Origin of the sequence: Salipiger sp. CCB-MM3 (assembly GCF_001687105.1) — a bacterium.
In the GTDB taxonomy this organism is placed as follows: Bacteria; Pseudomonadota; Alphaproteobacteria; order Rhodobacterales; family Rhodobacteraceae; genus Salipiger.
On record NZ_CP014595.1, the window covers coordinates 678894 to 700268 of the forward strand.

General features: G+C 65.6%; 20 protein-coding genes. 4 read left to right on the plus strand and 16 right to left on the minus strand.

Annotated elements, in window-relative coordinates; translation table 11 throughout:
- Nucleotides 1–94: 94 nt before the first annotated feature.
- The 12 genes from AYJ57_RS03305 to AYJ57_RS03355 form a co-directional block, all read right to left on the minus strand.
- Nucleotides 95–1336 carry an OpgC family protein gene (locus AYJ57_RS03305; protein ID WP_083191134.1) on the minus strand — a complete coding sequence of 414 codons (1242 nt, stop codon included), beginning with the start codon at nucleotides 1334–1336 and terminating at the stop codon, nucleotides 95–97.
- A complete protein-coding gene (gene mdoH, locus AYJ57_RS03310; RefSeq protein WP_066101163.1) occupies nucleotides 1323–3116 on the minus strand; it encodes a glucans biosynthesis glucosyltransferase MdoH in 1794 nt (597 codons plus the stop codon). Before mdoH ends, AYJ57_RS03305 begins: the two co-directional genes overlap by 14 nt.
- Nucleotides 3117–3126: 10 nt before the next feature.
- Complete coding sequence (locus AYJ57_RS25820; protein WP_157373940.1) at nucleotides 3127–3321, minus strand: hypothetical protein; 195 nt, start codon at nucleotides 3319–3321, stop codon at nucleotides 3127–3129.
- Complete coding sequence (locus AYJ57_RS03315) at nucleotides 3306–4859, minus strand: glucan biosynthesis protein (protein ID WP_083191135.1); 1554 nt, start codon at nucleotides 4857–4859, stop codon at nucleotides 3306–3308. Before AYJ57_RS03315 ends, AYJ57_RS25820 begins: the two co-directional genes overlap by 16 nt.
- A 282-nt stretch (nucleotides 4860–5141) precedes the next feature.
- A complete protein-coding gene (locus tag AYJ57_RS03320) occupies nucleotides 5142–5813 on the minus strand; it encodes an aspartate/glutamate racemase family protein (protein ID WP_237220188.1) in 672 nt (223 codons plus the stop codon).
- Nucleotides 5806–6267: a RidA family protein gene (locus AYJ57_RS03325; protein WP_066101172.1), complete on the minus strand. Its 462-nt coding sequence runs from the start codon at nucleotides 6265–6267 to the stop codon at nucleotides 5806–5808. The genes AYJ57_RS03320 and AYJ57_RS03325 overlap by 8 nt, the downstream gene beginning before the upstream one ends.
- Before the next feature lie 16 nt (nucleotides 6268–6283).
- Nucleotides 6284–7489: an amidase gene (locus AYJ57_RS03330; protein ID WP_066101175.1), complete on the minus strand. Its 1206-nt coding sequence runs from the start codon at nucleotides 7487–7489 to the stop codon at nucleotides 6284–6286.
- 10 nt (nucleotides 7490–7499) lie between these two features.
- A complete protein-coding gene (locus tag AYJ57_RS03335) occupies nucleotides 7500–8477 on the minus strand; it encodes an ABC transporter ATP-binding protein (RefSeq protein ID WP_066101178.1) in 978 nt (325 codons plus the stop codon).
- An 82-nt stretch (nucleotides 8478–8559) separates the two neighbouring features.
- A complete protein-coding gene (locus tag AYJ57_RS03340) occupies nucleotides 8560–9648 on the minus strand; it encodes an ABC transporter ATP-binding protein (RefSeq protein ID WP_083191136.1) in 1089 nt (362 codons plus the stop codon).
- A complete protein-coding gene (locus AYJ57_RS03345; RefSeq protein ID WP_066101180.1) occupies nucleotides 9635–10522 on the minus strand; it encodes an ABC transporter permease in 888 nt (295 codons plus the stop codon). Before AYJ57_RS03345 ends, AYJ57_RS03340 begins: the two co-directional genes overlap by 14 nt.
- 3 nt (nucleotides 10523–10525) lie before the next feature.
- Nucleotides 10526–11479 (minus strand): ABC transporter permease, encoded by a 954-nt coding sequence (locus AYJ57_RS03350; RefSeq protein WP_066101183.1) that lies wholly within the window; start codon nucleotides 11477–11479, stop codon nucleotides 10526–10528.
- Between the two features lie 69 nt (nucleotides 11480–11548).
- Nucleotides 11549–13147, minus strand: a complete 1599-nt coding sequence (locus tag AYJ57_RS03355) for an ABC transporter substrate-binding protein (RefSeq protein WP_066101186.1) — start codon at nucleotides 13145–13147, stop codon at nucleotides 11549–11551.
- Between the two features lie 56 nt (nucleotides 13148–13203).
- Between AYJ57_RS03355 and AYJ57_RS26170 the strand changes: the two genes are divergently transcribed.
- From AYJ57_RS26170 to AYJ57_RS03370, 4 genes are all read left to right on the plus strand, one after another.
- Nucleotides 13204–13563 carry a hypothetical protein gene (locus AYJ57_RS26170; protein ID WP_193789506.1) on the plus strand — a complete coding sequence of 120 codons (360 nt, stop codon included), beginning with the start codon at nucleotides 13204–13206 and terminating at the stop codon, nucleotides 13561–13563.
- Nucleotides 13524–14549, plus strand: coding sequence for a glycosyl hydrolase family 8 (locus AYJ57_RS03360; RefSeq protein WP_066101188.1), 1026 nt, complete (start codon nucleotides 13524–13526; stop codon nucleotides 14547–14549). The genes AYJ57_RS26170 and AYJ57_RS03360 overlap by 40 nt, the downstream gene beginning before the upstream one ends.
- Before the next feature lie 138 nt (nucleotides 14550–14687).
- Complete coding sequence (locus AYJ57_RS03365; protein ID WP_066101190.1) at nucleotides 14688–15866, plus strand: HlyD family efflux transporter periplasmic adaptor subunit; 1179 nt, start codon at nucleotides 14688–14690, stop codon at nucleotides 15864–15866.
- 1 nt (nucleotide 15867) lies between these two features.
- The gene (locus AYJ57_RS03370; RefSeq protein ID WP_066101193.1) at nucleotides 15868–17859 is read left to right on the plus strand and encodes a glycosyltransferase; all 1992 of its coding nucleotides are present in this window, start codon (nucleotides 15868–15870) and stop codon (nucleotides 17857–17859) included.
- Nucleotides 17860–17890: 31 nt separating this feature from the next.
- Here the strand turns inward: AYJ57_RS03370 and AYJ57_RS03375 are convergent, their stop codons facing one another.
- The 4 genes from AYJ57_RS03375 to AYJ57_RS03390 all read right to left on the minus strand — a co-directional run bounded on the left by AYJ57_RS03375 (nucleotide 17891) and on the right by AYJ57_RS03390 (nucleotide 21309).
- Nucleotides 17891–18472: a hypothetical protein gene (locus tag AYJ57_RS03375; RefSeq protein WP_157373944.1), complete on the minus strand. Its 582-nt coding sequence runs from the start codon at nucleotides 18470–18472 to the stop codon at nucleotides 17891–17893.
- A gap of 242 nt (nucleotides 18473–18714) precedes the next feature.
- Nucleotides 18715–19908 carry a 3-oxoadipyl-CoA thiolase gene (gene pcaF / locus AYJ57_RS03380; RefSeq protein ID WP_066101196.1) on the minus strand — a complete coding sequence of 398 codons (1194 nt, stop codon included), beginning with the start codon at nucleotides 19906–19908 and terminating at the stop codon, nucleotides 18715–18717.
- A gap of 1 nt (nucleotide 19909) precedes the next feature.
- Nucleotides 19910–20593, minus strand: a complete 684-nt coding sequence (locus tag AYJ57_RS03385) for a 3-oxoacid CoA-transferase subunit B (RefSeq protein WP_193789521.1) — start codon at nucleotides 20591–20593, stop codon at nucleotides 19910–19912.
- 8 nt (nucleotides 20594–20601) lie between these two features.
- Nucleotides 20602–21309 carry a 3-oxoacid CoA-transferase subunit A gene (locus AYJ57_RS03390; RefSeq protein ID WP_066101203.1) on the minus strand — a complete coding sequence of 236 codons (708 nt, stop codon included), beginning with the start codon at nucleotides 21307–21309 and terminating at the stop codon, nucleotides 20602–20604.
- Between the last annotated feature and the right edge of the window lie 66 nt (nucleotides 21310–21375).

A 21375-nucleotide genomic window follows, 5' to 3' on the forward strand; every position in this document is an offset into this window, starting at 1 on the left:
AAAATTTTTCCCACCCGGCGCAATGATAACACGAAAAAGGCGCCTCCCGCCGGACTGCGGAAGGCGCCTTTCGATCCAAAGTGTCAGATCTGGCTCAGCCGGTGCGACGCTTGCCGCTGCTGGCCACCAGCCCGCCCTGCGCGCTTGGCGCGCTGCCACGCGGAGCGGCTTTGCGCGCCGAGCCCAGCCAAGCGGTGATCAGCATGATCACGATGCCCAGCGGCGGCAGCCCCCAGCCCATCCATGTGGAGAGCGGGTTGCCTGCCATGTAGACTTGGAACATCAGTGACACCACGGTGCCGGTGCAGAAGACCAGCAGGCCCTGTTGCCCCAGCAGGCGCAGCGGCGCGGCGGCCTTGTGCGCGCAGGCGCGAGTGACCCAAGGCAGGCACGACAGCACATAGGCCAGCGCCAGAATGTTGAGCAGCCGCGGCAGCGCCACGAAGGTCTTGTCATGGGTGGTCAGGTGGAACGGAATGCCCGCCTGATAGAGCCGCGCCATCTGGTGGTTGATCACGTCGCCCACCGCCGGCACGAACTTCCACACCAGCGCCAGCACGCAAAAGCCAAGACAGGCCCAGAAGAGCGCGCGTGATTTCGGCACGAAGCGCTCGCCGCGGCGCATGCCAAGCCCGGTGAGCGCGCCCAGCACGAACAGCAGTTGCCACGAGATCGGGTTGAAGAACCAGCCGCCGGGATTGGGGAAGTTCGGCAGGTTGAGTCGCCACAGCCCCGCCGCCATCCAGATGACCAGCGAGAGGGTCAGCAGCGCCCAAGGCCGCCACAGCCCGATCATCAGCATCAGCGGCGCGAAGAGCAGCAGCACCGAATAGGCTGGCAGGATGTTCACATAGCCCAACTGGTGCGTCAGCGCGGCAATGCCGAAGAGCGCTTCGCCGGTGTTGCCGAAGACCTGCCGCAGGTTGATCTGCTCCAGCAGCTCGGGCATCGCGTAAATCCCTGCCGCCGCAGAGAAGATCGCGATCGCCCACACCGTCATGAAGATATGCGCGAGGTAAAGCGTCCAGCTGCGTTTCCACATGGGAGCGATACCATTCCATAGCCCATGCTCGGCGCGTGCCTCGGACGTCAGCCGCCCCGAATAGGCCAGCGCGGCGGCAAGGCCCGACATCAGGAAAAAGGCCTCGGCGGCATCGGAATGGGTGAAATTGCGAATGGTCAGATATTCGTAAGGGTTGCCCGGCACATGGTCGATGAAGATCATCACCAGCGCCAGCCCGCGAAAGGCGTCGATGCGCGGATCGCGCGGACGCCGGGCGCCGGTGGCCTTCCCTGCGGGGAAGGACACCAGCTTTGTGCCATCAGGCTGCGACATGATGAGGTTCCTTGGCACCGGTTCCGGGTTCCGGCTGCGGCGCCTGCGGCGCATTGGTCCACTGCGCGAGGATCTCGCGGTAAGAGACCACCACCGGCGACGGGTTGCCTTCGTCCGGTGTGACGAACAGCTTGTGGGTCAGCGGACGCGAGGTCCAGGCGATCAGCAGCGGCGCAAAGAGCATCGGCAGGCAGACCGGCAGCAGCCACGGCACCAGATCGCGCGACAGCCAAAAGGTCACCCCCAGCGCCACGGCGCCGGTCACGGTGATCCACGCCCCCGCGCGCAGGCCCTGCATGATGGTCAGCTGGCCCTCACCGCGCTGGCTCGACGGCCAGCCACCATCGCGGCCCGACAGCACCTGCAGCACGGCTTTGGTCTGATACATCAACATCAGCGGCGCGATCAGCGAGGTCAGCAGCACCTCGACGATCACCGACCAGAAGGCCCGCATCACACCACCAAATCCGGCGACCCGGTGGGTCAGCGCGCTCTCGGTGAGAATGGCGAACTTGGGCATGATCAGCAGCCCAAAGATGCCGATCATCAGCGCGATCATCTCTTTGGTGCGATCGCTCGGGAAGACCGGGAACAGCAGGTGCGGCTCGGGGAAATAATCCGGCGGCGGCGCGGTCACGGCGGCGATCACCGAGGCGACGAGGAAGCCGAACCAGAGCAGCGACACCAGATAGGAGAAGATGCCAAGAATGAAAACAAAGCGGCTCCACGGCGCAAGGCCGGGCGCCATCACCAGCCGGATGTGCTGGAGGTTGCCCTGACACCAGCGGCGGTCGCGCTTGGCAAAGGAGAGCAGGTTTTCGGGGCCTTCCTCGAAGGAGCCGTCGATGCTGGCATCCACCTGAACCTTCCAGCCACCACGGGCGAGCAGCGCCGCCTCGACGTAGTCATGGCTGAGGATATGGCCACCAAAGGGGGCCTTGCCCTGCAGTTCCGGCAGGCCGCAGCTTTCCGCAAAGGCGCGCACGCGGACGATCGCATTGTGGCCCCAGAACGGGCCAGTGGCGCCCTGCATCCGCGCAAGACCACGGGTGAACACCGGGCCATGGAAGGCTGCGGCGAATTGCATGGCGCGACCAAAGAAGCTGCGCCCGCCCACGACGCGCGGCAGCGTCTGCAGCAGACCCATCTGCGGATCGGCCTGCATCCGAGCGATCATTTGACGGATGGCGCTGCCTTCCATCAGACTGTCGGCGTCGAGGATCACGGCAAACTCATAGGCCCCGCCGGAGCGGCGGAAGAAATCCTCGATATTGCCCGCCTTGCGCCCGCGGTTGTCCTCGCGGCGGCGGTAGAAGACACGCCCCTGCCCGCCCGTGGTGTCGAGCAGCTTCACGAAAGCCGCGCGCTCTGCCGCGGCCGCCGCGTCGTCGCGCGTGTCCGACAGGATCGCCACATCGGCCTCGACGCCCGCATCCCGGATCGAGCGATCCATGGCTGCGATGCGCGCAAAGGTGGCCAGCGGGTCCTCGTTACAGATCGGCACCAGCACGGCTGTGCGCGGCTGCGGAAGTTGCAGGTCCACGGGCGCGCGGCGGCGCATGGGGGCCAGTCCCGACAACGCCAGCGCGGCCCCCCATGCGAGCCATGCGGTGGTTACAAGGATCAGTCCGGCGCGCACAAAGTCCCACACGGCAACGCCATCTTGCAGCGCCACTTCGAGAAGCAGCGCCGTGGCGGTGCCAGCGGCAGCCAGCGCGAAGAGAGCCGCCAGAAAGCGGGTGGCGACCGTCTTGCGGTCGGGCGAGGGCAGAACGGGCATTGGCGTGTCCTTACGCTCTCTGGCCCGGCATGATAACGCGCAGGATCATTTCAGGCAGCGACGCACGCTCGGCGCGCGGCGCCTCGACGTCCTGACGCGGCATTTCCATAGGTGCCTCGGGCGGAGCCCAATGCGGCATTTCGACGGCCCGTGTTTCGGTCACGTCCAGATCTTTCATCGGTTCAGCATTCATTCCTTCACCCATTGATAAGTCCAGGTTTCGGTAAGAGTACGTCCATAACCTTTGAGCCCCGCCTTAAGCTCTGCCACCGCCCCGTCCGGAGCTTCGACTTCAAGCACAAGGCGCCATGTCTCGGTTCCCGAGATCCGGCTCACAACCGCTTCGGCAATCTCGCCGTTCGCGGCACTCACTGAAGGTTCAACCTCGGCACCGGCAGGAAGTTCCCCCAAAGTGCCACCTTCGAAATCGATGACGAATTTCCGCCGACCGTTGTCCTCGTCGGTTCCAGAAATGCCGCCCTTGCCGACCCGTGTGCGTACCACGCGGGCCCGATCTACCGCACCGTCACCCTCGGGGGACATCCCCCAGTGCAGGCGATAGGCGAACTCCAGCGCATCGCCGGCCTTGGTTTCCGCCTTGGGGATCCAGAAGGCGACGATATTGTCGTTGCCTTCGAGGTCCGAGGGGATCTCGACCAGCCGCACCGAGCCTTCGCCCCAGTCGCCGATCGGCTCGACCAGCAGCGTCGGGCGCTTCTCGTAGTGCGCCTGCGCGTCGAGGTAATGCTCGAACTCGCGGTTGCGCTGCACCAGACCGAATTTCACCGGGCTCAACGCCCCGAAGTAAGAACTGGCAAGGCGCGGCGGGTTGTTGAGCGGGCGGAAGAAGGTCTCGCCGCCCTGCGTGGTCAGCACCAGCGCTTCGCTGTCGTGCACCGCCGGGCGGAAATCATCGAAATCGCCCATGTCGGGACCGCCAAACAGGAACATCGAGGTCAGCGGCGCGATGCCCAGCTGCTGGATGTCGTTGCGCAGGTAGAGGCGCGCGGTCACGTCGATACGGGTGTCTTCGCCCGGGCGCACCACGAAACGATAGGCGCCGGTCACCGAAGCGCTGCTGAGCGCGGCGTAGATGGTGATGTGCTCGGCGCCGGGACCGGGGCGCTCCAGCCAGAAGTTGTCGAAGCGCGGGAACTCTTCGACGCCCGACAGGCCGGTGTTGACCGCCAGACCCCGCGCGCTGAGCCCGTAGAGATTTCCCCGGCCAAGCGCCCGGAAATAGCTCGCCCCGAGAAAGGCGACGAGCTCGTCGAACGTGTCGGCGCGGTTGAGCGGATTGTGCAGGCGAAACCCGGCGACGCCGGGCATTTCCGCGTCAGCGGGAATCTCGGTCTTCACATCGGAATAGTCGAAATCCGAGGTCGAGAAATGCATCTCTTTGGCATGACCATCGACCACTTCATGCAGGCGCACCGGCTGTTTGAACAGCCAGCCCAGATGAAAGGCCTGCAGCCGGAAGGTATCGTCGGGCAGATCGGCCCAACGCGCCTGATCCTTGTCAAAGCGGATGCGCTGATAGCCGTCGTAATCAAGCTCTGCCAGGAAGCCTTCGACCTGCTCGGGCTCTTTCTGCTCTTCTTGCGCGGCGCGCGCCATCTGCTCGGACAGAATGTCGAAGGAGAATGGAACGCCCTGCGCTTCGGGTGCATTGGTCTTTTGATCGCCCTCGCCGTCCGCAGCTTCCTGCGCGGCAAGTGGGCCAGCAGCGACGAGCGCAGGCATGGCGACAGATCCCGCCAGGCGGGTTAGGAATTGGCGTCTATTTTGACGCGCCACGGCTGCGCGTCCGGACACAACGGGACTCTGGTTCGGAAACTTCCGCAAATGTCTGCTCCAAGGGATAGTACTGGCCGGGAAAATGATATGGACTACGGGAAAGACAACACCCCGTATTCCAAGGGGTTCCCTGCAAAAGCGGGCTTTTGCTGCGCGGCAGCGAAACTTCGCCGAATCTCCGCTCATGCTGCGCTTTCACAGGCAATCCACCGGCGGATTGCCGCAAAGTTAAGCCTTTGGCAAGCGGAGTTTTGCCTGCAATTGTAGCGCTGCATGTAAAATAGGCGAAACAAGTACACAGGGCGCGTGATCGGCGAGTCGATCCGCCGCCTCGCCCAGCGGCCCGCCCCCGATAATCACCGCTTCGGCTCCATCGTGGCAGGCGCGCCGCACCGCGTAAAGCAATGCCGCGTCGAGCTTTTTCGGGTCTGCCGAAAGTTCAGTGGGATCGCCATCCGCAAGATATGTCCCGAGGTATCGCGCATCGGGCGCAGCATTGTGCATCAAAGCGTCGATGCTTGTTTCCAAAGCAGGTGTATGGGTCACCACTGCAAAGGTGCGCCCGCCTTGCGCCGCCGCCCGCGCCGCAGCCTCGCCGATGCCGATCACCGGAATGTCGAGCCGCGCGGCAAGTTCGTCCCGGCCCGGATCGCCAAAGGCCGAGACGATGACCCCGGCGAGCCCTTCGCGCAGCTCGGCAGCGGCCACAAGGCGCCCTGCCTCGGCCAGCGAGGCGGGGTTGGTGAGCAGCGGCGGCCCGGCGGGTGCGGTCCAGCCGGTGACCCCCGGCAGCACCCGCGCCGCGATGGCGCACATGGTGCGCGTGGTGGCCTTGTTGCTGTTGGGGTTCATCAGCAGAACCCGCGGCCCCGAAACGTCTGGCGCAGGCTGTTCAGTCAAGTTCCACCGTCGCCTCGATCTCGACCAGCGCATTGGCAGGCAGCGAGGCCACGTTGACAGCGGTGCGCGCGTGGCGTCCGGCCTCGCCCCAAAGGTCGATGAACAGCTGCGAGGCGCCGTTAACGATCAGCGGCCCGTCACCATAGCCCGCCGGGGCCGCGACGAAGCCGCCAAGCCGCACCACCGAGGTCACCCGGTCGAGCGATCCGGCCACCGCCTTGATCGAATAAAGCAGGTTGAGCGCGCACATACGCGCCGCGTCCTGACCAGTCTTCACGTCGAACCCCTCCGGCACCGGGCCGAAGTATTTGGGCACGCCTTCCCACTCACAGATCTGCCCCGAGAGGAACAACAGGTTGCCGCTGATCTTGCCGGGCAGGAACAGCGCCCGCGACGGCGCCGAAGGCGGCAGCGCCAGCCCCATCTCAGCCAGCCGGTCTTCGATCACGCTCATAGGGCTTTCCTTTTTCTCACGCGGTCACCGGGGCGGGATTTCTAGGGCCGGGGCTTTCGGCCATCAACCGACAGGCCAGAGCCAGCAGCGAGAGATCCGACCCGCGCGGCCCAATCAGCGACAGCCCATAGGGCGCACCATCCACCGTGCCTGCGGGCATCACAACCTGCGGCAGGCCCGAAAGGCCCGCGACGCAGAGCAGCCGCATGGCGCCGTGGCGGTAGGCGTCAAACACCTCGGTCGGCGCATCGAGCCGGAAGGGCGCCTTTGGCACCACGGGCGCAAGGATCACCCCGCCCGGCCCTAGCAGCGCCTCGAGATGCGCGGTAAAGGCGCGGCGGGTGGCCTCGGCGCCCGCGATCTCGGCCTCGGTCAGCGCCTCGGCGGCCTCGGCGCGCCCGTCGATCCCGCGCACCAGCGGCATGCCGCTTTGCCGGATGAAGGGCACCACCCATTTGCGTGCATCGCCCCCCATGGTGCGCAGGAAGGCGGTGTAAGCCGCCTCGACACCTTCGGGATAGACGCTGACGTCGCGCGCGGGCAATGCGCCAAAGCCCGTCTCCCAGACCCCAAGCGCCTCGGGCTGCAGCTGCGCCAGCATGTCCACCGGGCGCAGGAAGTCGGGGCTCTCGGGCAGCGCGGCGGTTTCGCCATCCAGCAGCACCGACATGGCCCGCAGCAGCGTCTCGCCGTCGCGCGCGAAGACCCCACAGGTGTCATAGCTCTCGGCCAAGGGCTGTACGTGCTGCAGCGAGATGCGGCCATGGGTCGGGCGGATGCCCCAGATGCCGCAAAAGCTGGCGGGCGCGCGCACCGAGCCGCCGGTGTCCGAGCCGATGGCGATATCCGCCAGCCCCGCCGCCACCGCCACCGCCGAGCCCGAAGACGAGCCACCGGGGATGCGGTCCGGCGCGGCGGGGTTCACCGGCGTGCCGAAATGCGCGTTCATCCCGTACATCGACCACGCCAGCTCGTCGGTATGGGTCTTGCCGACAAAGCACGCGCCCGCGTCCAGCAGCTTCTGCGCGGCGGGGGCAGTGTGGGTGTGCACCGGGCTCTGTGCCAGCCGGGTCGGGCAGCCCGAGCCGGTGCGATAGCCCGCGAAATCAAAGATGTCTTTCACCGCCAGCGTCAGATCCGCCAGCGGCCCGCCCTCGGCGCTCGCCACCGGCACCGGCTCATAGGGCATGAAGCAGCGGAAAGGGTCGTCCTCGATCAGCATGAGAGGGCCTTCACTCCGCCGCGATGGCGGGCTCTGCCTTCACGCAGGCCACGCGGCGGCGCGGGCTGGGCGTATAGACCGGCGGCAGCCCGGCGCGGCACTCGGGCATGGCATGCGGGCAGCGCGGCGCGAAAGAGCAGCTGTCGGGCTTGGTTTCCAGCGAGGGCGGGGCGCCGGGGATGGCGCTGAGCCGCGCGCCGCGCTCGACGTCATGCAGGTTCGCCGCCAAGAGTCCCTGCGTATAGGGGTGGCGCGCGTCCTTGATGATCTCGCGCGTGGTGCCCTCTTCGACGATCTGCCCGGCGTACATCACCGCGACCCGCTCCGAGATTTCCACAGCCACGCCAATGTCATGGGTGACAAAGATCACCCCCATGCCGAACTCTTTCTGCAGCTCGCGCAGCAGCAGCAGGATCTGGATCTGCACCGTGGCATCAAGCGCCGTGGTCGGCTCGTCGGCCAGCAGCAGGCGCGGACGGCAGGCCAGCGCGAGAGCGATCATCACCCGCTGGCGCATCCCGCCCGAAAGCTCGTGCGGATAGTTGTGCAGCCGCCGGTTCGCCGAGGGAATGCGCACCCGGTCAAGCATGTCGAGCGCGGTGGACATGGCGTCGGCCTTGCTGACGCCCTTGTGCCGCATGACAGACTCGGCGATCTGATGGCCGACGGTATAGACCGGATCCAGCGCCAGCGCCGGTTCCTGAAACACCATCGAGACCTCGCCGCCCCGGTACTTCTGCAGCTTCTTGCCCGACAGGCTCAGCACATCGGTGCCGTTGACGTGCATCGAGCCTTCGATGTCCGTGCGCTTTGGCGGCAGCAGGCCCAGCAGCGCCTTCAGCGTCACCGATTTGCCCGAGCCGGACTCGCCCAGCAGCGCCAGCGTCTCGCCCTGCTCCATGCTCAGCGAGACGTTGTTGATCGCATTGACCGTGCGCTTGCCCTTGAAGCGGACGGTGAGGTTCTGGATGTCGAGTAGCTTGGTCATTTGCCCTCCTCCGGTTTCGGGGTGGTGCTCGGCGCGGTCCAGAAGACCTCGCGCTTTGGCTTGGCGCATTTTCCCGACAGGATCATTCCGGCACCCCCTGCCCGGCCTTGGGATGGCCCGAGGCGGCATCATGCAGGTGGCAGGCGGTCAGATGCTCGGCATTGGCGGCGATCGCCTGCAGCTTCGGCACCTTGGTCTTGCAGACCGCGCTGGCAAAGCGGCAGCGGGTGTGGAAGCGGCAACCCTTGGGCGGGTCGATCGGGTTCGGCGGATCGCCCGCCAGCGGCGGCTCCTGCGTGCGGTCGTCCGGGTCCATCGCCGGCATCGCCGAGAACAGCGAGCGCGTGTAGGGATGCGCCTGCTCGCGCCAGATGCTGTCGACCGGCGCGACCTCGACCACTTCGCCAAGATACATCACCAGAATACGGTCCGATATGTAGCGCACCACGTTCAGGTCGTGGCTGATGAAGATATAGGTCAGGCCGAACTCGCGGCGCAGGTCGGTCAGCAGGTTGAGCACCTGCGCCTCGACCGATTTGTCGAGCGCCGACACGGCCTCGTCCAGCACCACCAGCCGCGGCGACATGGCGAGCGCGCGGGCGATGTTCACCCGTTGGCGCTGGCCGCCCGAAAGCTCGTGGGGGTAGCGGTGGGCAAAGCGGTCGGGATCGAGCCCGACGCGCGCCATCAGGCTGCGCGCCCGGCCATTGGGATCGTCGAGCCCCTGCACCTTGGCGCCGAAGGCCACCGAGTCTTCGATCGTCAGGCGCGGGTTGAGCGAGGCATAGCTGTCCTGAAAGACCATCTGCACATCCTTGCGCAGGTCCTTCAGCGACAGCCGCTCGCCCAGCCCCTGCCCGTCGAAGATGATCTCGCCCTTGTCCTTTTCGATAAGGCCGATGAGCAGCCGCGCGGTGGTGGATTTGCCGCAGCCGGATTCGCCGACGATGCCCAGCGTCTCGCCCTTCTTCACCTCGAAGGAGACGCCGTCGACCGCCTGCACCACCGCCTGCGTGCGGCCAAGGATGCCGCCACGGACCGGGAAGTGCTTTTGCAGGTCCTTCACGATGACCAGCGGCTGCGCCGGGCCGCCCTTGTCGCGGCTCGCCGGGGCGGCGGTTTTCGGTTTGATCGCCTGATCTTGGCTCGGTGACAGGTCAGTCGCGGACATTCATCGCGCTCCTCAGTCCGTCGCTCAGCAGGTTGAGGCAGAGCGAAGTGATAAAGATCATCACCCCCGGCAGCGCCGAGAGCCACGGGTTGATGTAGATGGCCGAGCGCAGCGTGTTCAGCATCAGGCCCCACTCGGGCTCGGGTGGGCGCACGCCAATGCCGAGGAACGACAGGCCCGCGGCAAGGATCATGCACACCGAGGTGAGCGAGGTGGCGTAGACAAAGATCGGCGAGAGCACATTGCCGATGACGTGCACGCGGATCACCGTCCACGCATTCGCCCCGGTGGCCCGCGCGGCGTCGATATAGTCGAGCGCGCGCACGCCCGAGGTCACCGCCTCGGCGACGCGGGTGATCGGCGGGATGAAGACGATGGTCAGCGACACGAGCGAGTTGACGATCCCCGCCCCCAGCGCGCCCGAGATGGCGATCGCCAGCAGCACCGAGGGGAAGGCAAAGAACACATCCACGATGCGCATGATGATGGTGTTGGTCATGCCGCCGACGTAGCCCGCGACGATGCCGAGCGCCGAGCCGATGAAGAAGGCGAAGACCACCGGCATCAACCCGATGAACAGCGTCAGCCGTCCGCCATAGATCAGCCGCGCCAGCATGTCCCGCCCTTGCTCGTCGGTGCCGAGGAGATGCCCCTCGGTGCCCAGCGGCTTGAGGCGCGCGATCATCGAGCCCTTGTAGGGATCGGCGAGCCCCAGATAGGGCGCGAAGATCGCCGAGAGGATCAGCAGCAGCACGACCGCGAAACAGATCATCGAGACCGGATCGCGCACCACGCGCGCGCCCACGCCGGACCAGTAGCCCTGCGGTTTCTCGGTCTTGGCGCCCTGCATGTTTTCGGTTTCCGCAAGCGCCATGGGTCAGGTCCTCTTGATGCGGGGGTCGATGGCGGCCTGCGCCACATCGACGATGAGGTTCATCGCCACAAAGAACAGGGCGAGGATCAGGATCGTGCCCTGCAACAGCGGCAGATCGCGCTGGAAGATGGCGTTGGACAGCAGAAAGCCCGAGCCCGGCCAGTTGAACACGGTCTCGATCAGGATCGAGCCGCCGAGCAGGTAGCCCAGCTGCAGGCCCATGACCGACAGCGCGGTGGCGGCGGCGTTGCGCGCCACGTGACGCAGCACGTCACCGCGGCTCATGCCCTTGGCATAGAGCGCCTGCACGAAGTCTTGGGTGAGGATGTCTCCGGCCAGCGCGCGCACGGTGCGCGCAACGATGCCGATGGGCACCACGGCCAGTGTCACGGCGGGCAGGATCAGGTGGCGGATGTGCAGCCAATCCCAGCTCCAGCTCTGCGAGCCGCCCGGCCCCGCGCCCATCGAGGGCAGCCAGCCGAGGTTCACCGAAAAGATGATGACCAGCACGATGCCGAGCCAGTAGTTCGGCACCGACACACCGGTGATCGACACTGCGGTCACCGCGCGGTCGAGCAGCGTGTCGCGGAAATATCCGGCAAGGAAGCCGAGGAAGATGCCGATCGGAAAGGCGATGACGGCGGCGCTGACGGCCAGCAGCAGCGAGTTCTGCACCGCGCCGAACACCTCGTCGGCGACCGGACGGCCGGTGGCGATGGATTTGCCCATGTCGCCTTGCATCAGATTGCCGACCCAGATCGCGTATTGGATGGGAAGCGGCTTATCGAGGCCGTAGGCGGCGCGCATGGCGGCCTGCTCTTCGGCGGTGGCATCGATGGGCATGATTGCGGTCAACGGATCGCCCGGAGCGATCTGGACCAGCAGGAAGCAGATGACCGACACCCCGAATGCCACGGGCAGCACGAGGATGAGGCGGCGGAGAAAATAGCTGAGCACGGGTGGATCCCTGGCTTGAAGTGGACCCCCGCCGCAGCGCGTGCGGCGGGGGCGAAACCCTTGCGGGCCTTACTCTTCGATGGTGATCGACGAGAAGTTCTGGTACCAGTTCTGCGCCTGAACGAAGCCCTTCACCTTGGGCGCCATGGCGCGCGGTGCGACGTCGTGGGTGACCATGAGGAACAGCGCGTCATCGACGTATTTCTCATGCGTCTTGCGCATCACAGCGTCCTGCGCTTCGGGATCGAAGGTGTTCTTGATCTCCGAGAACAGCGCCTGCATCTCATCGTCGCAATAGTGGCCCCAGTTGGTGCCATTGGGCGCGATAAGGTTGCAGTCGAGGTGACGGATGAGGCCGGTGAACGGGTCCTGCAGGAAGTAGGTGAAGTTCACCGACATCGCGCCGTCAACCGACGGATCGGCCGCACCGGCACGCCACAGGTTGATCATCTGGTTCCACTCGACCACCGAGAACTCGACGTCGATCCAGATCTCGGCGAGGCTCTGCTGAACGTATTCGTTCATCGGCAGCGGCAGCATCTGGCCCGAACCCGACGGCGAGATCAGCGCCTTCACCTGCAGATGGTTGTCGGGGCCGTAGCCGGCCTCTTCCATCAGCGCCTTGGCGGCATCGAGGTCATAGGAGATGTCGAACGAGGGGTTGCCGAACCATTGCGAGCTGGGCGGCAGGAAGCCCTTCGCGGGGACCATCAGGCCACCCAGGAGCGGCGCCATGCCTTCGCGGTCGATGGCGAGGTTGGCCGCCTTGCGCACGCGGATGTCGTTCCACGGCGAGCCTTCCAGACGCGACAGGTGCCAGGTCCAGTTGTGCGGATAGGCGTTGGAGGAGATGACGAAGCCATTGCCTTCCATCGCCGGGATGGTGTCGGGCGCCGGAGCTTCGATCCAGTCGACCTGACCGGACAGCAGCGCGGCCGAACGGGCGTTGGGCTCGGGCAGCGGGATCAGCACCATCTTGTCGAGCTGGGGAACGCGGCTGTCGTCCCAGTAGTCGGCGAAGGGCACCAGTTCGGCGCGCTCACGCGGCACGAAGGTTTCGAGCTTCCACGGGCCGGTGCCCGACGGGCTGCCTGCGACCTTCTCCCAGTCCTTGTCCATGGCTTCCCAGTTCGCCTTCGACGACATGAGGATCCAGGTCATCTGGTAGGGCAGCGTGGCGTCGGGCTCTTTCGTGGTGATCTCGAGCGTGTAGTCGTCGATCGCCTCATAGGAAGCCACGGCGGGGATGCGCGACTTGCCCTGCGCCGACTGGCGCGGGTCGTATTGCTCGGAGCTTTCGTCGAGGATCTTGTCAAGGTTCCACACCACATCGGCGGCGGTGAACGGCGCGCCGTCGTGGAAGGTGACGCCTTCGCGCAGCGTGAAGGTCCATTTGGTCTTGTCTTCCTCGTCCACCGACCACTCGGTGGCGAGACCGGGGATCAGGACCGAGGGTTTGTCGGCGCTGGTGAGATCCCATTCGATCAGCGAGTCATAGACGGTGTAGCCCATGAAACGCATCCCCTCGCCGCCCTGGTCGGTCTGACCGGTGGTGAGAGGAATGTCGGCTGCGGTCATGCCGATCCGCAAAGTGCCTTGCGCCATTGCGGCGCTGGCCATGGTGGCCGCGACGGCGAGCGCCGCAATGCCTGCTTTCAGACGAAGCATAAGAACCTCCGAAATATCCCTGTTGAATGGCCCGGCCTCATGCGTGTGCCGGATGCGTGATCAGCTTGACGTGGGCGCAGAGCGAAGGGCAGACAGGCGAGCGCATCGGGAAATTATCTTTTTGGCATTCCATCTGGATCGCTCAAAAATTAAACGGAAAATTCACGGGCGCACACAAAACCGGCACCGGAAAGTCATTTTTGTACGAACAAAACCGGGAAATACAGACACCGAGCGGCGTTGCCGATTGGCCTCACGCTGAAGTAGAAAAGAGCAAGTTACGCTCGCGTAAGCTATGGAAATGCGTGATTTCCCACGCACTATCGGCTTTGAAGAGCGCAGAAGCTGAAACATGCCGCAATTTGACCGAGCAGTTATGGACAGACGCAATTTCCTCGCGGGGCTCACCGCTTTGACCTGCAGCGCCGCCCCGGCAGCGACCGCCGAATCCAGTTCTGAGCAATGCTGGCGGCTGTGGCGCGCGCGGTTCATGCAGCCCGACGGGCGGGTGATCGACGATCTGCAGGGCGGCACGAGCCATTCCGAAGGTCAGGGCTATGGCTTGCTTCTGGCACAGGCCCATGGGGATGAGCGCAGCTTCCGAAATATGGAGGAGTGGACGGCGCATAATCTCGCGATCCGCGACGACCGGCTCATGGCGTGGCAATGGATCCCCCGCCGCCGCGACAATATCGAGGATTGGCACAATGCCACCGATGGCGATCTCTTCCGCGCTTGGGCTCTGCTGCGGGCGGCGCGCGACAGCGGCTGGCACGAATATTACGACACTGCCATGGCCATCGCCCGCGACATCGCCCGCCTGTGCCTCGCTCCCGACCCGCGCGCGCCGCAAGAGCTTATCCTCAGGCCCGGCGCCGAGGCACGCATGGCCCCCGACCGGGTGCTCTTTAACCCGTCCTACATCATGCCCCGTGCGCTGCGGGAGCTTGGCGAGGCTGCCGGAGAGCCCAAGCTGATCCGCGCCGCCGACCACGGCGAGAGGCTGCTGGCCGAACTTGCGCGCGAGCCGGTACTGCCCGACTGGATCGACGTCACCGAGGCGGGCTTTGACGCGCCGCAGGAACATGAGCTGCGCTCGAGCTATGATGCCATTCGCATCCCGCTCTACCTCACTTGGTCGGGCCGCACCGCGCACCCCGCAGTCGCCTCGGCGTTGGCGGGTTTCGACGCGGCGGGCCCCGGCGGCAAGGTCGCCGTTGCGCTTGGGCCCGCAGGCAAGGTGCGCGCGGTTTCCGACAGCGCGGGCTATCGCGCCATCGCCGCACTGGCCCGCTGCGCGCCCCTGCCCCCGGCAACCCGGCAGGATTCTGCGCAGTCTTACTACCCGGCGACCCTGCAACTTCTCGCGAATGTGGCCATCCGGGAGCGCGGAAGCTGCTGAGGGCCCAGTTCCGGCCTTAATCGTTACGAAAAGTTTACCGAGGGGCCTCCCCACGTAAACTTTTGCCGGCCAATGGCTTGCACTCTCGCTGCGTCGCGCAGAAAATCCCGCAAAACGGGCAAACACCGCGAGCAGCACATGAAGTATACCCGCCTCATCATCGGCATCGCCGCGATCCTCGCCACGCTGTGGGTGATCATCGGCGAACAGATGACCGCCGCCAGCGCCAACGCCACTGTCAACGCGCCGGTGGTGACGCTGCGTGCGCCGGTCGCGGGCACGCTGGAAATGCAGGGCCATGCGCTTGGCGCGCGGCTGGGACAGAATGAGCTTCTGGCCACGGTGAACGATCCGCTCGCCGATTCCGTCCGGCTGTATGATCTGCAACTCGAAGCCGACACGGCAGGCGCCGCCTATGCTAGGCTCGAGGCCGACATCGAGCAGAAGAAGAAGGCGCGCGCCGATCTTGAGGCCCGGGCCGAACGCTTTCACGCCGCCCGCATCGAAGAGATCGAGGCGCGGCTGAAAGAGGCGCGCGAGCGCGTCGCATTGCTCGAAGCATCGGACGAAAGCACCGGCAGCGCCGCCGCCTCGCTGGCCGATGGCGTGACCGTCGAAGACAGCCGCCGCCCCGGCGAGCCGGTGACCCGCGCGCTGGCGCTTTCGCACGCCCGCGAGCGCGTCGAGACGCTCGAGATCGAACTCGCCACCGCGCGCGAGGGGGTCTATCTCGGCGACGGCTACAACGACGCGCCCTATGCCGGACAGCGCATGGCGCAGATCGACGATGAACTCGACAGTCTGAACGCGGCCCTCACCGAAACCGACGCGCAGCGCGCCGCGATCGAGCGCCGCATGACCCGCGCCCGCCAGCGCCTTGGCCGCCAGTCGCGCGCCGAACTGCGCACCCCCGCCGAGGGCATGCTGTTCTGGGAGACCCTGCAGGCTGATGCCGTGACCGTGCAGCGCGGCGATCCGATTCTGCGCCTCGTCGATTGCAGCCGCAGCATGATCACCCTTTCGGTGACCGAGCGCACGTTCAACTCGCTCCGCGTGGGGCAGGACGCCAGCTTCCGCTTCACCGGGCAGTCGCATCTCTACCCCGCCACGGTCGGCCGCCTTGCCGGCAGCGGCGCGCGCACGATCTACGCCAACCTCGCCGTCGCGCCGAGCGCAAAGCACCTTGAACGCTATGACGTGACGCTGCTGGTGCCCTCGCTCAACGCCGACCCCGAGATCGGCTGCGCCGTGGGCCGCACTGGCCGGGCCTTCTTTGACGGGCGTCCGCTGGACATCTTCCGCGGCTGGTTCGACTGAGATGAACCGCGATCTCGCCCCGTTCCCCCATCTCGGCGAGTTGGGGTCGAGCAGCGCCTATCTGCTCTTGGTGGCGGGCATCGGGCTGATCCTGCCGTTCATCGTCGACATCTACCGCACCCGCGACCGCAGCATCCTCTTCGCCATCGCCTTCATCCTTGCCGCGCGCTACGCGTGGTGGCGGGGCGCAGAGACCTTGGCACCGCTGGAGTTCAGCGCCAGCGCCTTCTTCAGCTACGCGCTCTATGGGCTCGAACTGGCCACGCTGATCGGCTCGCTCAGCGCCTTCGTCATCCTTGCACGCCACAAGCAGCGCAGCATCGAGGCCGACGAACACGCCGCATGGTGGGGCGACAAAGAGCCCAAAGTTGCGGTGATGATCGCTACCTACAACGAGGACCGCGAGATCCTCGAGCGCACCATCATCGGGGCCAAATCGCTGCGGCACCGCAACAAAGAGATCATCGTCCTCGACGACAACCGCCGCGACTGGCTGCGCGACTACTGCGAAACGCAAAACGTGCGTTACATGCGGCGACCCGACAACAAAGGCTCGAAGGCGGGCAACATCAACCACGCGCTGGACCGGCTGGCCGAAGACCCGGTGCCGCCGGACTTCTGCGCGGTGCTCGATGCGGATTTCGTGCCGCACCGGGGGTTCATCTCGCGCACGCTGGCGCTGTTTCATGACCCTACCGTGGGGCTGGTGCAGACGCCGCAGCACTTCTTCAACGCCGACCCGATCCAGCACAACCTCGGGCTCAGCGCCTCTTACCCTGACGAGCAGCGGTTCTTCTTCGACCACATGCAATGCTCGCGCGATGCATGGGGCACGGCGATCTGCTGCGGCACTTCCTCGGTCTGCCGCTGGGAGGCGCTGCGCGAGTTGGGCGGCTTCCCTACGGAGAGCGTGACCGAAGATTTCATGCTCACGATTTCGCTGCAGACCATCGGCTGGAAGACCGTCTACCTCAACGAGCCGCTCACCGAAGGGCTCGCGCCGGAAGGCCTTGCAGAATACATCACCCAGCGCGCCCGCTGGTGCCTCGGCCTGATGCAGATCGCCCGCTCGTCCGTGGGTCCGCTCAGCAAGGCCAACCTGCGCATCCGCGACCGCTGGAGCGTCATCGACTCGGTGTTCTTCTGGGCCACCAGTTTTCCGTTCCGCATCGCCGCCATCGTGTTTCCGCTGCTCTACTGGTTCTTCAACATCACCGTTGTCGATGCGCAGCTGGCCGATGTGCTGATCTATTTCGGCCCCTATTACGTCTGGGTCACCATGGTGATGAACCTGCTGTCGCGCGGGCTGATGATCCCGGTCATGCATGACGTCAGCCAGCTCATCGGCTCGATCCCGATCACCCGCGCGGCCTATACTGGGCTGTTCCGCCCCAAGGGGCACAAGTTCTCGGTCACCGCCAAAGGCGGCGACCGCTCTAAGGTGGTCGTGCAATGGCGGCTGATGGCGCCCTTCGCGATCTGCCTTGTGCTGAGCGTGGTTGGCCTCAGCCTCGGCATCTTCGACGACAATTTCGCCTACAATGATGCGGGCGATGGCAAATGGGTGATCGTCTTCTGGACCGTCTACAATATGGCCGTGCTGACGGTGACCTGCTTTACCTGCATCGAACTGCCCCGCGCCGAATCCCATATCGCCGACAAACCCGAACGGGTGAGCTTCACCGCCAATGGCCGCAGTGACGCGCTGTGGCTGTCGTCGCTCACGCTCGATACGGCGCGGCTGCGCGGAAACCTTTATCCGCTGCAGACCCGTGGCGTTCTGCATCTGCCCGACGTGGGCGACCTCGAGGCCTATGTGATCGCCACCACCACCGACGGCGCGCGCCTGAAGCTGGAGCCGACAGCCGAGCAGCGCGAGGCACTGTTTGTGCGGTTCTACGCGGAAGGCGATGCGCCGGGCGTGGTCAGCACCCGAACCTCTGCGGTGATTGCAGATATCGCGCGACGCATCAGCTTCGGCCTGCCCGGCTGACGCGCCGCACTGCCTTCAGAACACGTGGCGCTCAGAATGTGTTGACCGAAAAGCCGATGAAGAACTCGCCCGAGATGAAGCGATAGCCCGCACGCAGGCTCACCGGCCCATCGTAATGCTTGTTCACCGCGAAGGTTGTGTCGAGATAGCTGTCACTGCCACCGCGCGAAAGCTCGGTGTTGAAACCGCTGTCGCCCCAACCGAAAGAGACCAGCCCGAACCAACTGTGTTCGATGCTGTTGAGCTCACCCAGATAGTAGAACGAGCCGAAAGACGTGGGCATCCAGTGGTCCAGCGAGGCACGCACGCCAAAGTCATATTCGTCTTCTTCGCCATCCTTGTAGACCCCGCCCACCGCCGGGCCGATCTTGAAGCTGGCACCAATCGGCGTGTCGAACCCGTAGGTGAGGCTGCCGACAACCGAATACCCTCCGTCCCAATGGCTCACCACTCCGCCGTAGTTCAGCTTGTCGCGGTTCACCGCCAGCACGGCGCCCGAGGTGCTTTGCGCCTGTTCGAGCTGCACGAAGGTGCCGTCCGCCGCTGCCGGCAGCGCCGACAATGCCAGAGATGCCGCAAGACCGGCCGTAGCGAGAAAGCCAGAGGTCGTCATGTTCAGTTCCATTTTTGTTGATTGTCTGCCCGCCAGAGGGTCGCCCGGATTGACCTAGGGTTCGCAACGCAGGCACGCCGACGCAAGTGGCCGGGCCAAGCGCAGGTCACGCCGTGTCATTATCGAGACATTAATCCCTGACATAGCGGCATGTTTCCGCCAGCCATCTTTTGACGCAGAAAGGGCGGAGGTTGCCCCCCGCCCCTGACATGCCCTTGCAGAGCAGATGGTTCAGCTGTTGCCTACGCGCCTTCAAGCGCGATGGCGATGCCCTGACCCACGCCGATGCACATGGTCGCCAGCGCCTTCTGGCCGGGCTTCAGCTCCAGCGCGGCGGTGCCGGTGATGCGCGCGCCCGACATGCCAAGCGGGTGGCCAAGCGCGATGGCACCGCCGTTGGGGTTCACCCGCGGGTCGTCATCGGCGATGCCCAGATCGCGCAGCGTGGCGATGCCCTGAGACGCGAAGGCCTCGTTCAGCTCGATCACGTCGAAGGCGTCCTGCGTTAGACCAAGCCGCGCCATCAGCTTCTTCGACGCCGGTGCCGGGCCAAAGCCCATGATGCGCGGCTCGACGCCTGCGGTGGAGCCGCCGACGATGCGCGCGATCGGGGTCAGCCCATGCGCCTTCACCGCCGCTTCCGAAGCGATGATCAGCGCCGCGGCCCCGTCGTTCACCCCCGAGGCGTTGCCCGCCGTGACCGAGCCGCCCTCGCGGAACGGCGTCGGCAGCTTGGCGAGCTTCTCCAGCGAGGTCTGGCGCGGATGCTCGTCGGTGTCTACGATCAGCGGATCGCCCTTGCGCTGCGGGATGGTCACCGGGGTGATCTCCTGCGCGAGACGGCCATTGGCCTGCGCAGCCGCCGCCTTTTCCTGCGACCGCATGGCAAAGGCGTCCTGATCCTCGCGGCTGATGCCGAACTGCGCGGCCACGTTCTCGCCGGTTTCGGGCATGCTATCCACGCCGTATTGCGCCTTCATCAGCTTGTTGACGAAGCGCCAGCCGATGGTGGTGTCGTAGATCTCGGCATTGCGCGAGAAGGCCGAGGACGCCTTCGGCATCACGAAGGGCGCGCGGCTCATGCTCTCGACGCCGCCCGCGATGGCCAGCTCGATCTCGCCCGCCTTGATGGCGCGCGCGGCGGCGATGATCGCATCCATGCCCGAGCCACAGAGGCGATTGAGGGTGGTGCCCGGCACCGTCACCGGCAGCCCCGCCAGCAGCGAGGACATGCGCGCGACGTTGCGGTTGTCTTCGCCCGCCTGGTTGGCGCAGCCGAAATAGACTTCGTCCACCGCCGACCAGTCGATGTCGTGCTTGGCCATCAGCGCCTTCAGCGGGATGGCCCCCAGATCGTCGGCCCGCACCGCGGACAGCGAACCGCCGAAGCGGCCGATGGGCGTGCGGATGTAGGAACAGATATAGGCTTCGGTCATCTCAGAGCTCCGGGCAGATCAGGTCGGCAACGTCACCCTCGACATGCAGCGGCGCGCCGGTGAGCGCCTGCAGCTCGTCGAAGGAGATGGCGGGGATCTTCTCGCGCAGGACGAATTTGCCGCCCACCACGTCAACCACTGCCAGCGAAGTGTAGATGCGCGTCACGCAGCCCACGCCGGTCAGCGGCAGCGAGCAGCTGGCCACCAGCTTGGGCGCACCCTTCTTGGTGACGTGATCGGTCAGCACCGCCACACGCTTGGCGCTCTGCACCAGATCCATCGCGCCGCCGACGGCGGGCACGCCGCCCTTGCCCGTGGACCAGTTGGCAAGGTCACCGTTCTGCGCGATCTCGTAGGCGCCAAGGATGGCCACGTCGAGGTGGCCACCGCGCACCATGGCGAAGCTGTCGGCGTGGTGGAAGAAGGCGGTGCCCGGCTTGATGGTGATCGCCTTCTTGCCCGCGTTGATGCAGTCCCAGTCTTCCTCGCCCGGCTTCGGCGCTTCGCCGAAATCCAGCACGCCGTTCTCGGTGTGGAAGATCGCCTGCTTGCCCTCGGGCTGGAACTTGGCAACCATCTCCGGGAAGCCGATGCCGAGGTTGACGTAAGCGCCATCCTCGATGTCCTGCGCCGCGCGCCATGCGATCTGGGCGTTGCTCAGTTTGATGGCGGAAATGTCGGTCATGGTATCACTCATGGGTAAACGGCCTCCGCCCGGTTCAGCTCTTCTTCCTGTGCGGGCTTTGCCACCTCGACCACCGAGCCGACAAAGATGCCGGGGGTGATGACATGCTCGGGATCGATGCCGCCCAGCGGAACGATCTGCGACGCCTGCGCGATGGTGTGGGTCGCGGCCATGGCCATCACCGGGTTGAAGTTGCGCGCCGCCATCCGGTAGGTCAGGTTGCCGTGCGGATCGGCCAGCTCGGCCTTGATCAGCGCGTAATCCGCCTTGAGCCAGCGCTCGCGGACGTAGTGCTTGCCCTCGAATTCCTCGACCGGCTTGCCCTCGGCCAGTTCGGTGCCGTAGCTGGTGGCGGTATAGAAGGCCGGGATGCCCGCGCCGCCCGCCCGGATACGCTCGGCGAGCGTGCCCTGCGGCACGATCTCAAGCTCGATCTCTCCGGCCAGATAAGCCTCGGTGAAGACCCGCGGGTCCGCCGAGCGCGGGAAGGAGCAAATCAGCTTCTTGACCCGCTTCTGTTCGATCAGCGCGGCAAGGCCGACGTGGCCATTGCCGGCGTTGTTGTTGACGACGGTCAGGTCTTTGGCGCCGTGGTCGATCAGCGCGTGGATCAGCTCGATCGGCGCGCCGGAGCCACCGAAGCCGCCGATCATCACGGTGGCGCCATCGGGAATGACCGAAACGGCCTCCGCGGCGCTGGCGATGCTCTTGTCCATGAAAATCCTCCTGTGGGCGCGGATCGCCCTCGGAAGGGGAAATATGACCTGCGGGTAACAGGGGCT

Bases quoted from the DNA above. Each gene is read 5' to 3' on its own strand.
- AYJ57_RS03345 (WP_066101180.1), bottom strand. From the start codon at position 10,522: ATGGCGCTTGCGGAAACCGAAAACATGCAGGGCGCCAAGACCGAGAAA.
- AYJ57_RS25820 (WP_157373940.1), bottom strand. From the start codon at position 3,321: ATGGGTGAAGGAATGAATGCTGAACCGATGAAAGATCTGGACGTGACC.
- AYJ57_RS03330 (WP_066101175.1), bottom strand. From the start codon at position 7,489: ATGCTGATCGAGGACGACCCTTTCCGCTGCTTCATGCCCTATGAGCCG.
- AYJ57_RS03390 (WP_066101203.1), bottom strand. From the start codon at position 21,309: ATGGACAAGAGCATCGCCAGCGCCGCGGAGGCCGTTTCGGTCATTCCC.
- AYJ57_RS03370 (WP_066101193.1), top strand. From the start codon at position 15,868: ATGAACCGCGATCTCGCCCCGTTCCCCCATCTCGGCGAGTTGGGGTCG.
- pcaF (WP_066101196.1), bottom strand. From the start codon at position 19,908: ATGACCGAAGCCTATATCTGTTCCTACATCCGCACGCCCATCGGCCGC.
- AYJ57_RS03305 (WP_083191134.1), bottom strand. From the start codon at position 1,336: ATGTCGCAGCCTGATGGCACAAAGCTGGTGTCCTTCCCCGCAGGGAAG.
- AYJ57_RS03315 (WP_083191135.1), bottom strand. From the start codon at position 4,859: ATGCCTGCGCTCGTCGCTGCTGGCCCACTTGCCGCGCAGGAAGCTGCG.
- AYJ57_RS03355 (WP_066101186.1), bottom strand. From the start codon at position 13,147: ATGCTTCGTCTGAAAGCAGGCATTGCGGCGCTCGCCGTCGCGGCCACC.
- mdoH (WP_066101163.1), bottom strand. From the start codon at position 3,116: ATGCCCGTTCTGCCCTCGCCCGACCGCAAGACGGTCGCCACCCGCTTT.
- AYJ57_RS03360 (WP_066101188.1), top strand. From the start codon at position 13,524: ATGGACAGACGCAATTTCCTCGCGGGGCTCACCGCTTTGACCTGCAGC.
- AYJ57_RS03325 (WP_066101172.1), bottom strand. From the start codon at position 6,267: ATGAGCGTGATCGAAGACCGGCTGGCTGAGATGGGGCTGGCGCTGCCG.
- AYJ57_RS03365 (WP_066101190.1), top strand. From the start codon at position 14,688: ATGAAGTATACCCGCCTCATCATCGGCATCGCCGCGATCCTCGCCACG.
- AYJ57_RS03340 (WP_083191136.1), bottom strand. From the start codon at position 9,648: ATGTCCGCGACTGACCTGTCACCGAGCCAAGATCAGGCGATCAAACCG.
- AYJ57_RS03375 (WP_157373944.1), bottom strand. From the start codon at position 18,472: ATGACGACCTCTGGCTTTCTCGCTACGGCCGGTCTTGCGGCATCTCTG.
- AYJ57_RS03385 (WP_193789521.1), bottom strand. From the start codon at position 20,593: ATGACCGACATTTCCGCCATCAAACTGAGCAACGCCCAGATCGCATGG.
- AYJ57_RS03335 (WP_066101178.1), bottom strand. From the start codon at position 8,477: ATGACCAAGCTACTCGACATCCAGAACCTCACCGTCCGCTTCAAGGGC.